Annotated in this window: 17 protein-coding genes; all 17 read right to left on the minus strand. The window is 51.0% G+C overall.

The window, feature by feature from the left end:
• Nucleotides 1–230 precede the first annotated feature (230 nt).
• Genes MO867_RS18160 through MO867_RS18240 form a run of 17 tightly spaced genes read right to left on the minus strand, consistent with a single transcriptional unit; the run spans nucleotide 231 to nucleotide 11,949 of the window.
• On the minus strand, nucleotides 231–479 hold the full coding sequence (locus MO867_RS18160; protein WP_252471809.1) for a hypothetical protein: 249 nt from the start codon (nucleotides 477–479) through the stop codon (nucleotides 231–233).
• Nucleotides 480–509: 30 nt separating this feature from the next.
• On the minus strand, nucleotides 510–1,469 hold the full coding sequence (locus tag MO867_RS18165) for a hypothetical protein (protein WP_252471811.1): 960 nt from the start codon (nucleotides 1,467–1,469) through the stop codon (nucleotides 510–512).
• Complete coding sequence (locus MO867_RS18170) at nucleotides 1,454–2,155, minus strand: hypothetical protein (protein ID WP_252471813.1); 702 nt, start codon at nucleotides 2,153–2,155, stop codon at nucleotides 1,454–1,456. Before MO867_RS18170 ends, MO867_RS18165 begins: the two co-directional genes overlap by 16 nt.
• Nucleotides 2,142–2,699, minus strand: a complete 558-nt coding sequence (locus MO867_RS18175) for a baseplate complex protein (protein WP_252471815.1) — start codon at nucleotides 2,697–2,699, stop codon at nucleotides 2,142–2,144. Before MO867_RS18175 ends, MO867_RS18170 begins: the two co-directional genes overlap by 14 nt.
• Complete coding sequence (locus MO867_RS18180) at nucleotides 2,696–3,601, minus strand: hypothetical protein (protein ID WP_252471817.1); 906 nt, start codon at nucleotides 3,599–3,601, stop codon at nucleotides 2,696–2,698. Before MO867_RS18180 ends, MO867_RS18175 begins: the two co-directional genes overlap by 4 nt.
• Before the next feature lie 6 nt (nucleotides 3,602–3,607).
• Nucleotides 3,608–3,814 (minus strand): hypothetical protein, encoded by a 207-nt coding sequence (locus tag MO867_RS18185; protein ID WP_252471820.1) that lies wholly within the window; start codon nucleotides 3,812–3,814, stop codon nucleotides 3,608–3,610.
• A 3-nt stretch (nucleotides 3,815–3,817) separates the two neighbouring features.
• On the minus strand, nucleotides 3,818–4,462 hold the full coding sequence (locus MO867_RS18190; RefSeq protein WP_252471822.1) for a hypothetical protein: 645 nt from the start codon (nucleotides 4,460–4,462) through the stop codon (nucleotides 3,818–3,820).
• An 8-nt stretch (nucleotides 4,463–4,470) separates the two neighbouring features.
• Complete coding sequence (locus MO867_RS18195; protein WP_252471824.1) at nucleotides 4,471–6,249, minus strand: phage tail-collar fiber domain-containing protein; 1,779 nt, start codon at nucleotides 6,247–6,249, stop codon at nucleotides 4,471–4,473.
• A gap of 9 nt (nucleotides 6,250–6,258) precedes the next feature.
• A complete protein-coding gene (locus tag MO867_RS18200) occupies nucleotides 6,259–6,783 on the minus strand; it encodes a phage tail protein (protein WP_252471826.1) in 525 nt (174 codons plus the stop codon).
• Entirely contained in the window at nucleotides 6,780–7,949 is a 1,170-nt protein-coding gene (locus MO867_RS18205) for a baseplate J/gp47 family protein (RefSeq protein WP_252471828.1), read from the minus strand. Before MO867_RS18205 ends, MO867_RS18200 begins: the two co-directional genes overlap by 4 nt.
• Nucleotides 7,946–8,269 (minus strand): DUF2590 family protein, encoded by a 324-nt coding sequence (locus tag MO867_RS18210; RefSeq protein ID WP_252471829.1) that lies wholly within the window; start codon nucleotides 8,267–8,269, stop codon nucleotides 7,946–7,948. Before MO867_RS18210 ends, MO867_RS18205 begins: the two co-directional genes overlap by 4 nt.
• Entirely contained in the window at nucleotides 8,269–10,185 is a 1,917-nt protein-coding gene (locus MO867_RS18215) for a phage tail tape measure protein (protein WP_252471831.1), read from the minus strand. The genes MO867_RS18210 and MO867_RS18215 overlap by 1 nt, the downstream gene beginning before the upstream one ends.
• 4 nt (nucleotides 10,186–10,189) lie before the next feature.
• Entirely contained in the window at nucleotides 10,190–10,357 is a 168-nt protein-coding gene (locus MO867_RS18220) for a DUF6890 family protein (RefSeq protein WP_226648127.1), read from the minus strand.
• Between the two features lie 14 nt (nucleotides 10,358–10,371).
• Nucleotides 10,372–10,671, minus strand: coding sequence for a putative phage tail assembly chaperone (locus MO867_RS18225; RefSeq protein WP_252471833.1), 300 nt, complete (start codon nucleotides 10,669–10,671; stop codon nucleotides 10,372–10,374).
• A 35-nt stretch (nucleotides 10,672–10,706) separates the two neighbouring features.
• Nucleotides 10,707–10,970 carry a hypothetical protein gene (locus tag MO867_RS18230; RefSeq protein ID WP_252471835.1) on the minus strand — a complete coding sequence of 88 codons (264 nt, stop codon included), beginning with the start codon at nucleotides 10,968–10,970 and terminating at the stop codon, nucleotides 10,707–10,709.
• Nucleotides 10,970–11,452 carry a hypothetical protein gene (locus tag MO867_RS18235; RefSeq protein WP_252471837.1) on the minus strand — a complete coding sequence of 161 codons (483 nt, stop codon included), beginning with the start codon at nucleotides 11,450–11,452 and terminating at the stop codon, nucleotides 10,970–10,972. The genes MO867_RS18230 and MO867_RS18235 overlap by 1 nt, the downstream gene beginning before the upstream one ends.
• Entirely contained in the window at nucleotides 11,449–11,949 is a 501-nt protein-coding gene (locus MO867_RS18240; protein ID WP_252471839.1) for a hypothetical protein, read from the minus strand. Before MO867_RS18240 ends, MO867_RS18235 begins: the two co-directional genes overlap by 4 nt.
• Nucleotides 11,950–12,024: the final 75 nt, after the last annotated feature.

Raw genomic sequence — 12,024 nt, forward strand, 5'->3', positions numbered from 1 at the left:
TATCTGGCCGTGGTTCCTACCTATTTCGCCCCCTAAAACTGTCCGAAGTATTGATCAAGAAAGAAAAATATAATAAACAACCAAGCATCAAGTTAGAGAAACAACAATCGTTAACATTGTCCTTCCGGAAAATTAATACCCAACGCTCCCACCTTAGTTATTACACACGTCTCCTAGGGAGTTATTTTAAGCTCCTAGAGGAGGCGTTAGATTTTGATTTAGTACCATCATTATATATCGGGACACCTCTCTACCAACACCCCACTCCTCTCAATTGAATACTCAGTAAACTTCCCCGTCACAATATCCAAAATCTGCAACCAAGAATAAAACGCCGCTTTTTTAGATTTCGCAATCTCTTTTGCTAACTCCATTGCCGCCTCTTCAGTAGGCGCAGAACCTCTAAAGCTCTTAGCTCCGCCATTCATCAAGTGAACCCGTTCTGCGAAAATGGCGTATCTGTTTACTCTATTATTCATAACCTCTCTCCTTTTAAGTGTATAACCAGCTTAAGCCCGAACCGCGCTAAGCTGAGATTTCAAACTATCCGCACTGCTCTTGTGCCCATTAATTCCCGCATCCTGATCTGGTTTTTTTCCATTACTGGGGTGCGTATGTGTAGCGAGAGTTCCGGCCAGGGCCGATACCACCTCGATTAAATCCTCCAACACCTTCAGCACGTTTAAAGATTCACTGCCTAACCAAACCTTTCCGCCGTCTTTTACTTTGATGGTTTGGCGGTCCTTGGCCACTGATTCGCGAATATTGCCGATCTGTTCTTTTACATCACGGCCCGCTGAAATATTAATATCACTGGCTGTTGTAATATTTAGATTATCCAGCGCGGATAAGTTCAGGCCGCCAGCAGATAAGAAACGTAAAGCTCCAAGGGCTTCAATTATTTTTACGCCAGCCACCTCTTCTACGGAATGTTCCCGTATTTGTCGGCATTCACTGTCGCAGCTCGCTATAATTTCGGCGGCCTCTGTAATCCTGCGTAATGATTTCTCTCGAATATCCCCATGGGTTTCCCGGCTCCACTCTGCGCTGGCGTCCACCTTTTGTCGTACTGAGTCGCTTTGCTGCCAAAGTAAATCCTCGCGGTCGAGCGTCGGAACCCCTACCCCGCGCGATAGCACGGTGCGAATAAAAGGCTGGTCCGGCTGGCCATAGGCAAAAGCCAATTCAACTACCGTGCCCGGTTGCGGAAAACCAAAAGCCCCGCGCTCATTGCCGGCAAATTGTAGTGGCAGCGGCACACTACGGAAAATGGGCAATTTCTCCCCCGCTTTGCCTTCAGGCGTTATTACCTGCACATCCACGCCATAACGGGGGCGAAACTCTTCTGCCAGTTCCGGCTTTTCCATGGGGTCACTAATTGCCACCACCTTGGCCAAGATCGGCAAATGTAATCCGCTTTTTATTTCGGGGTAGAGCCGGCCAATCATCCGGTTTATTTGTTGTTCCACGGGTCCGCACTCCAGGCCAGATTCATAAAATTACCGGCAAGCTCTACCTTGGTGATATAGCTTCCATTTAAAAACACACCGGGGCGCAGTCTTGGAATACAAGCCACTCTGGCCCGATTGGCGATACCAAAGTTTGTAGTAAACCCCATAGGCAGCTCCAGGAAGCGGCCCGCCCAATAACTATTGGACCAACTGCCAACAAAGACTTTGCCGTCGCCCTGCTGCTGCCAGGTGTATTGCGGTATACCGAAGGCTTTCCTTAAGTGATCCATCACCCAATAGCCGGTCCCGGCACTGTAAAAAGCCGGGGCTTTATTGTCGGTATAACTTCCCGTACCGGTGACAAACTGTAAGCCGGTCATTGCAGACACAACCCCCAGCACCCCGGCCAGGGTGACATAGCGCTCAGCCAGTGGGACTACTTGCGCAAGCGAGGCAGTCAGCTCGCGACACAGTAGCTTTTTCTGGTCGCTATCTATTGCTGTGCAATTCACCACATAGCCGATAAAAAAGCGCTGAAGCTGGTTGGGGTTATATCCCAAATCCAATTGCACCAGCCCTTTTAAATTTGAGGCGCTGCGCACTTTAAAAGCCGCGCGGCCAGGGGAAAATAAATCTAGCCGCACATCGTCATCGATGAGGGGCACCACTTCACCATTCACTGTCAGCCGTTTATGCAACTGCACCGGCACTCTCCTCCGTATCCGGGGCTAGTGCATCGTCGGCAAACTTCAATACCTTTTCAAAGCCGGTTAGAGTTTCTGTCCCGTCTTGCTGTTCTGTGTCTGAGGCGGCTATCGCTTCACCGTTAGCGCTCTGCTGCTGGGTCGTCTGGGTTTTTTGTCGCTGTTCTGCTTTTTCTGGAATAGATAAATATTCCGATAAGGTGAAATTTACCCGCCAGGCTTTCTTTTCTGGAATCTGGCGAACATTGAACGCCTCATTAAATTGAACCTGCCGGATATTCATAGCCTTTGCGGTATCGTCCACAATATCAAAGACCTTCAGTTTCCCGTTTTCATCGACGGATTCGGCTTGCTGTAACAGCTCTGACAGATCGACGGATTTATTAAAGGCAATCACCAGGGAAACTGTCAGGGCTTTTGGCTTGATGCCATTCTTTGCCCGGTCGGTGCTGCTGGTATTACCGCCGAGAGATTCCGTCTCAATCCGTAAAACGCCGTTCACGGTGATTTCAGAGCCGCGCAGTACAAAGTCATTTAATCTCATAGCCCGAACAACTCTTTCAAAACGGTTAGCTCTCCAGGGGCTGCGGTAAACAGCATGGCCGCACTAAATACGTGGTTGTGGTCAAAGGGGTGCGAAGAAGTTACCCGGCTAGCAATCTGCCGGGTTGTTCCCGTAGCAAATAGGCAATAGGTATTGCCGGTCCCGGTAAACCGGGCGGCTAGGGTTTCCGTCTCAGCCCGTACCCTATCCAGGTGTTGCTGTTTCTTTGTGGCCAGGGTTTGCAGCTCCTGCAGGGGGTTGGTGTTTTCCACTTCGTAGCCGTAGGCGCTGGCAATCTCCGCCCCTATCGCTTGCGAAGCCCAACGGGCTGTCTGTAACTGGGTAAGCCGGCGCGGCCTCCAGTGACCGCCTAGAGGCGCTCCAGGGAGCACCGACTTTTCAGACTCCAGCCGCAACAGTTGCTCCGCGCGGTGTTCCGCCTCGCACAGCTCAGAAATGGGGAACAGCTGGCAGGCTGCTTTTAACCTGGCGGCGAAGGTGGTCAGCGTCTGTTCTGCAATCAGGATACACACGGCTTCCAGGGTGCCGGCTGGCTTGTGGCTGTCCCAGGCGTCCCCCAGCTTGGCCACCAGGGCCTGTTGCGCATTGGGCGCGCTGAGGTGTCGAGAATAGCTTTCCCCTTGCCCTACGCTCTCCTGATAAGGATGAACCACTAAAGCGCGCATCTCTGCCCCGAACAAATCCACCAGGCTATTCTGAGTTGCCCCACTGCCGGTTGCCGTGCTCGCCGTTGGGTTGGTCGCAAAGCTGGGGGAGATTTCCCCCAGTCGCAACAGTGCCGAGCTGGTTTCCCCTTTGCCTTGTGCCAGGGTTGCATCAACTGCATCGCTGAGACTCTTAGCACTGGGGGGAAATTGGACTTGTGCGCGCTGCCAGGTCATCGGAAATCAGCCCTCCCAGGGCTTAGTGCGCTGGATGCTAGCAATACGCACACCAAAAATATAAATATGCGTATGCCCACGCACTACCGCTCCTCGACCGCCTTCGAGTACTTCAATAGTCGCCAAGTTATTGGTCGTAGCAAACGGCGTAGATAAGTGGCGTGGTTCAAAATGCCAACGCAAAAAATCTTTAATTTTATTTCCAACATTCATCACTTAATTCTCCAGGGCTTTTAATGTGGCTAAAAATGGCTGAGCGATGGCAAGATAATCTGCGTCTTCTCCTGCTGCTTCTACTTCCGATTTGGCTTTAATACGGATTTCACGAATCTTATCCAGTGCGTTATTCCAATTACTGGCAGCCTGTAAAATTGTTTCTGCGGCTTGCTGTGGGGAAACGCCTTTTACTTCCGCATGGGTTTGCACCGCTGCCGGCACTTCACCCGTAAAGCCTGCCTCTGCAAACTGCTGCGCCGCGTCTTTCACCCTTGCGTATTCATCCGTCATGCCGTAGCCGATAGGCACAAAACGCTTGCGTGCCTTGCCGGCCAAATTATTAATAACATCGAGTGCATACTCTTTGCTTTTAAAAAAAGCTTGTTGCTGTACTTCACCTTCTTCAGCTTGGGCTTTTTCTTCATGCCAGCGATCAATAATTTTTTGAAAGGGTTTTATCGATTTGAATTTTTTATGGGTGCCGTCACGGTGCTCAATCTCCCCTTCAGGCTTGCCGCTATCATCGCTCCATTGCACCGCCCAAATAGAATCATCAATTAGCCCGGCCAAATCAAAATGGAATGCCGCCCCATCGACCACCACCGTATCGTCTCCGGCGTCCCCGTTAATAATTGAAAATTTCATGATTTCTCCTAAGCAACTCGAACAATATGCGCCGCCGCGTAATAGCGTTGGCGTACATCGACGGAATGGGAATGGCTGCCATCACTATTCACAGATACGCTGTGAGAGTGTGCCCCAGCACTATCAATGGATAAGCTGTGTTTGTGAGTACCACCACTATTTACCGTCACGGAATGGCTGTGCGTGCCGTTATTACCAATGCTTACGCTGTGGGTATGTGATCCCGTGGAATTACTGCCCGCCGAGTGGTTATGGGCTCCGCCGCCACCATTATTGGCACCGGTCACAGTGGCCCCGTCAGCGTCACCAGGGTCATAATCTGGACCGAAGTTGGACCATTCATAACCGGGGTATTTCAAGAGCTTCACACTGTTAATACTGTGGCCGTGAGATGGAATACGAGAAGTAGCCAGCGTATGGTTATATACCGAAATAGTATGGGAGTGACTGCCCGCACTTCCTGTAGAAGCACTATGAGAATGGCTGCCGGCACTGGCCGTTGAAGCCCCGTGACTGTGTGCGCCTCCATCATTAGCCTGGCCGCTATGGGAGTGTGCCCCAGCGCTGGCCGTGGAAGCCCCGTGGGAGTGTGCCCCATTGCTGCTGGTGCTTCGCGTGTCCTCGCCACCAATAGCGTCCGGCTGGTATTCATCACCCGCACACACAATTACTCTGTTAATAGCATTCGGTCGCCCGTCCTGACCATCGCACAGCGCCCAACCTTCAGGAATATCATCAATAATTCCATGCCAGAAAACCCCGACATTGAGTGGAATTAAATGATCCAGGGCCGCCCATAACTGTTTCGGGGAAACATAGGTTTGATCATCAGCACGCGCTAATACCTGCGCTTTTGTCGAGCGTTTAACAATGCCATGCTCGGTGGTGGAGGCGTATTGCTGCTGGGAAACGTAAATATTAGTCCGAGTCAGGATAAAATTGATCAGCCCCAGCTCGCCTACGTCATAGACGGTGCGACGGTCTGAGGTGGCACCAGTTGGCATAATGTAGGAAATTTTTTCTACGTAATGCTGGACTCCCGAGCCATCAACATAATCAACAGGGCTACCCATAAAAATCGTGATTACAGCAACAGCCTGATTAACCCCCTTTTGCAGAGAAACATCCAGGCAGATTTCTTTGGGAATAGAACTCGGGGCCGCAATCGTCATTTCCTGTGCGTTAACAATGCGAATTCCTGCAACATAGCCAATGCCAGGCTTTAACTTATAACTGCTGCCATCCTGCTCCAGTTTCCAGCCATCACCGAAGAAGCTGGAGCGCCCATAGATATCCCGATTACTGACACGCTCTCGCTCATCCATCGCATTTAACCAGGCACTCAGATCAATCTGCCAGGTTTCGGCGGGTACGTTGATTCCTGTGGCCTGTTGCGCATCGGCAAACTGTAAAAGGAAATTGCGGGTAATACTGTTGCCCTGTATCCCGTTCGCGGTAGCCACTTTTAGAGTGCGCGGTACATAGGCCACCGCTACCAGGGTGCCATCACTGGCCAGCAGGCCCAGCCAGTTAAAATGGAAATCCCCAATACTGGTATCCATGGATAAGGAATAAACCACCTTGTCAGGGGTTAAATATCCCTTTTGGGAAACTGCCGCCTGAAAAACAATCGTGTTTGCGGCGGGCAGGGTTTCGGCCAGACTGACCGGCTGGCTATGGTCCAGGCCGTCAATATCCGCCAGCACAAACTGGGTGATTTCCACCGGCTCACTGGCGCCGGTTTTGGCGGCAATATAAGCCGCTCCGGTATTAATAATTGCGGGCATTTTCTCCCCCTACAGTGAAGCTGTTAAATAGCCGTTATCGTGGCCACAATCCGCGCTACGCAGTTGCGCTTGTATCGGTGTTAAAACCTCAAATTCATAACGGCGGCACAGTCGGCCATACTTACGCAAAATGATTTGTAAAAGTTCTGGGTGGTCTGCCAGCTGTGAATCCGTTAAATGCAGTTTGATCACATCCCAATCGCGGTTGGGCATTCGCTCTTCAATTTCTACATAACCAATCAATAAGCGTTCAAAGATACGCTTAAGCCCGGCCACGCTGCCCGCATCCTGTGCATTCACAAACGCATATTTCACGCGCAAGCGATACAGCCGCATAGACTCCCCTTCAAAGCGCTCGACCCCTCTTTGCCATGCGAGCAGATGCAGGGCGCCCGGTATACAGGTTTCCGGGTCCAGCTGACGCACCGGCCAATAAAGCCAGTCTTCCACCCGCTCCCAGAAATGCTGGCAAGCTTTACGTAATTTCGAAAGCTGAGGGCCAGACAGCCAAAAAGGCAATTTCAAATCCATCATACGACCGTCACCGTCAGGCTTTTAATTCTCGGTAGATCCATTTGGCTTACGATGTAGTCAATACTGAAATCAACACCGCGCAGTAACTCAAACTGTCTATGTAACTCGCCGCCCAGTAGGGAAAAAGAAAAGCGGCTCCAGGGCCTCACCAGGGTTGGCGTATACTCCCGGCTTTCACGGAATGCGGCTTTCACATAGTTTTCAACGTCTGCTTTGATATGGTCCTTGGTATCCCCGCTCAAGCCATCGATGGTATAAACCGTTACGGCGATATCGTGTTGTGTTTCCGGCATCGCAAATACTTTTAAATCGTCCCCGTGTCCGTGATTGCCTTCATCAGTAATTTTTCTTTGTATGCTTTGAATAAAGCTGGCATCTGGATTGCCAATCTCAAACATGACATAGGCGTTTGCTGTACCAGGGCCGCGCGGTGCATTGCTATCAAAAAATACGTTGCCATCATTCACCCCATCAAAGCCCGCGATCAAAGAGCGGTACACCGCGTCAGTATGCCATTGGTTCACCGCCATAAACTGGGTCCGAATGCGCTTGCGTAATTCTTCCGGGTCTTCGTCGTCGGTGCCGGGGTGTGCCAGCCAGTCAGCAAGGTTTGTTACCGCAATGATTCCCGGTAACAACACCGGCAAAACAGAGTAATAACCCGCTGCCAGGTTATAGGCACTGCCGGTTTCCTCAGCTTCTACAGGAGCCAACACTGTGTCCCGCCCATCGCTAAAAGTAGCTTTCGCGGTCGTGCGTAAGGTATACACTCGCCCGTTAATCACCGGACTCTGTATTGCCGTATTCTGGGGCACATCCAGGGAACCGGAACTATCCGCGCGGGCGAACTGCACAAATCCTTTTGCCTTGGTTTTTACCTTGGGTTTTAGGTTTACCCCATCGGCCAGTAACGCCAGAAAAGGCCCTGTTGCCGTCTTCACATAAATTTGTGGCATGACTGAATTAATTAAAGCGTGAATCAACCAGATTACCGGCTTGGTAATTAACGCCGTTACCATGCGCCACCAGGGGGAGATTTCCCGGTTATTGGTAAAGGCGACTTTTTCCGCGTCCACTTCCTTTTCAAATTCCTTGCGCACTTCCTCTTCCGTGGTAGGAATGCCGCCCTCTTTTAATAGATTGGTAAATAACTGCTGTTCGCTCATAGGGTGAACTCTATGTGTTGATACTCGACAGTTTTTGCACTGACTAAAACGGTTTCCGATTCTACGCGGGTGATCTTTGCCGTACCCGGTTGAATACGAGTATCACTCTCCACAAGGTTCTCAAGGCGGGATAAATTTAAGGACCATTTATCGGCCTGTCGTTCACCCACCAATTCGACTAATAAACCGCTTTCGCGGATCATGTGCTTAATATCCTGTGCTATCGATGGGCGGTCACTAATGCCCATCGGTACGCCAACCGCATCTAAGGCGATGTCATTGCCAACAATTAACAAATCTTGATATTGAGGTTCCACCATTAGCCCGCCGCCATTTCCATTTCATCCACAAAGCCATAACCACTCGCCGGGTTATAGACTTCTACCTTTTCGATATGTGTGCCGCCGCGCTGGTTGTTTTGGATCTGTTGAGCAATGCCCCCGGCAGGCACCGTGCTTGGCTGGTATTGCGGCGTTGAAACCTTGGGAATACTGGAGCGCTCTTTCTCCACATTGGACTCAATATGGATTCCCGGTATCTGGTTTAATTTTTCTATCGCCCAATCCGCCGCACGGCCCAGCGCCTCAAATAAATTAAAGTCGCTCAACCAGCTTTTCAGGCGAGTAAATAACGCGGGGATTTTCATCATCTGCTTGAACAGGAAGCCCACGCTATCCACGGCAAATAAGAATGGCGCCGCTAGAATCCGTGTTATCGGATTACTTTCTATCGCTTTGCGAATTTCACCCCAGCGCTCAACAAAGCTGTTAATAAAACCAAGGGTTGCAGCCTTGACCGTATCCCAGTGAATGACCAACATCGCCAAACCTGCAATTAAACCGATCACGGCAGCGGCTATCCATACCAGGGGATTGGCGTATAGAGACAAGCTAAATAATAAAGTGGCAATCCGTGCAGCCTTGAGACCTTTAGTGAGTAGTGCCAAAGCACCAGATCCTAGCGCCGTTACCCCTGCCCAAGCGGTTTGTAAACCAATTAAACCGGCCATGGTTAATTGCACCACGCCACCTACGGCGGCAAATAGCAACACGATGGAAATCAATCCAACAATTACCAGGGTGGTAATGCCTATGGCTTTCGTGAGGTGCGGGAATTTATAAGACCAATCCACCAGGGTTGCGTTTGCCTCGGTGAATTTATCAATTAGTGGGGTAATTACCGGTAACAAGGCATTGCCTATCACCCCGCGTACGGCCTTGCTACTTTCGCGCCAACGGTCAAATGGGTCGGCAATTTCGGCAGCCATACGCCTGGCCTTTTCCATGCCCTTAACATTGCCGAGGGCCTGAATATTATTGGCCAGCCCTTTGGTATCCAGCATGAGCTGCTGAATCAGAGATACCGCCTCTTTACGGCCAAATGCCTTCATCAGCAGTTGCCCCTGCTCCACTGAGCCTAAACCCGCCAGCCGTCCTTGCAGCTTGCCGAGGATATCCAGCATGGGCAGCATTCGCCCTTGGCTATCGGTAAACTGAAGCCCAAGTTCGCCCTGTGCCTTGCCTACGCCCTGTAGGAATGCCTTGTATTTGGTGCCCGCCTCGCTGCCGCTCATGGTGGCCTGTAGCTGGCCCATAATGGCCATCTGTTCGGCCATTTGAATTCCGTGGGATTGTCCCTCAGCCCCTAAAGTGGAATAGGCGGCGGCCATCTCTGCCCCGGTGGTTTTAAACATCTGCACAGCGCTAGCCGTCTGCCCTGCCACCAGCTCCACCCATTGGGCCTTGCCCAGCCGCTTGGCGTCCTTCTGGAAAATCCCGTACAGGGTGCCCATGTAATCGGTGATCGTGGCTACATCGGATTTTGTACCCTGCGCAAGTACCGCGCTGGCCTCGGTAAACTTGGCCAGCTCACCGCCCTTCAAACCAGAGATAGCGCTCTGAATATCATAAGACGCACGAATAAAATCTGCCGCGCTGGTACCGTATTGAATAGAGGAGGCTATCGCCGTGCGCTGTAGTTTCTCCAGCGCTTCCCCGTGTACGTCGAGGCTGCGCACCTCGCCCATTGCGCGGTTAAGTTCGATGGAAGGCCCCAGCAGCCCGGAAAGAGAGCGCTGCAAAGCCCAGCCCCCCGCCGCCGCACCACCGAGCATGGCACCGCCCACGGTGGCACGGGTGGAGAGCTTTTGCATTTGCGTATCAATTTTGCCGATAGGGCCGCTGGCCTTATCGATCAAACCAATACGAAACATCAGCTTTTCAAACTTGGTGCTCATTGCGCTACTTTTTCCAGGCTTTGCCAATTCCGTTGGTTATGGCGGCTTCAAAGTTCTTCCAGTATTCCCGCTCTAACATTGTTGCGGTTGCTAAGGTGTCTTCTGTGAGCGGCTCACCGGGTAGCCACTTACGCGCATAGGCGCACAGTTGGCTATACCCGTTTTCCGCCATCCTGTCGGCAAGGGCTAACGCTTTTTTACGGTGACTTTCAGATCTGGGGTGTAGGCTTCATAAATATCGGAGCCAATCGCAATTTCACTGCCGGGTTTATCCGTTAATACCTTTAGCAGTGCTGGCTTGCTTTCATCGGTGACGGTGGATACCAGGAAATTGTGGAAGGCATTCACCTTGTTACCCGGTCCAAGCTGATTCACTAATTTGTTGTAATCGGAACGGGTCACATTAAATTGAATGTCTTGGCCTTCTACATTCACTTCAAAGTCTTGTGTATTTTCGTTCGTGGTTTCTGCGTTTGCTTTTGCCATTGTCTTTTTCCTCAAAAAAATTAGGGTTTCGGTAATTACCCTTTTACATTCAGGCCCGCTTTTAAGCCGGCCACTAAAATTCCAACCAGACTGGAAATAAAAATGCCCAGTAAAATCCGTTTGCTCCAGGCCGCCACTTGTTCTGATGCCTGGCGTTGTTGGCGAAGGTGGGCAAAATCTTTTTGCTGCTCGCGCACGTCTTCCGTATCCATGCCCAGTTTTTGCAGTAATTCTTCTACAGTTTTTTTTGCGACTCGATTAGCCACCGCTTCCGCTTGCTGCTCAGTGAGGTTTACCACTATCTCACTCCCGCGCGCGCCTTAAATACCTCAGCGATCATTGGCGACATATTCCGAACTGCACGCTCACCAAATAGGAAACCCAGCACCAAGGAGTTAATAACGATTAGCGCCGTCTCTTGACCTGATGTGAGATTCCACTGACTAAACCAAAGCCAATCTAAATAAAGAGTGGAAAATCCCCACAAGGGACGCTGGCAACCGCGCAAGAAAAGTACCAGAGGCCCCAAAATAGGCATTGATTTAAGATCACTGGCGGAACCTTCCAGAGCTTTGATACGCTCCGTTTGCGCCTGCTCTGCCGCCAATGCTGCCGCGTCTGCTTGGCGAATGCGCTGAAACTCCATATTTTCAAAATCCAAGCGTGCTTTTTCACGCTCCGTTTCACTCATGCCCAGTGGAAAATATTTCTGTGCAACATCAAATGCCAAATTGCCAATACCGCCCGCTGCAACATCCACCAGTTTCTTTAACAGCTTCATAGATCCGCCTCTTCTAAAAGGGTGTATGTAAAAGTGGTTCCCCACTGTTCCGCCGCCCGATCACACAAGGCGATTAACAATGCAAAATCAAAAGGGTCTGCCAGTACCTGACAACCAGCGTTCCATTTGTCCACGCGCTGGCTTTGATGGGTTCCGCTGGCCCTGTGGCAATTAATTCCGAATAGCCCGTCATCGATTGGGGCGTCCACATTAAGTACAGTGTCCCGGTTATTGTCCCGGTACACCCGCACCGGCCTCCGCTGCACTAATGCGCGGTATTTCCCTTGGTGCAGCCCCAATTGCCATAGCCCCGTATATTGCCCAGGAACTAAAATGGCTGTGCCATCGATATTGAGCGGGTTTTCTCGCCAAAAGGTGCCGGGGTCCGTGGTGGCGGCAAACACCAGGCAATGTGGTATCCTGTCAAAACGCCAGGCAACGGCGAGGCGATCATTAAAAGTATTGGCGTTGCGGTCGGCACTGCGAATACCAATCAAATTAAGATTGAAATCCCCTTTACAACACTTCGGACAGTTTCATACAGCTATAGCCCCATAGTCACTGTACTGCTC

Origin of the sequence: Microbulbifer okhotskensis (assembly GCF_023895975.1) — a bacterium.
GTDB lineage: Bacteria > Pseudomonadota > Gammaproteobacteria > Pseudomonadales > Cellvibrionaceae > Microbulbifer > Microbulbifer okhotskensis.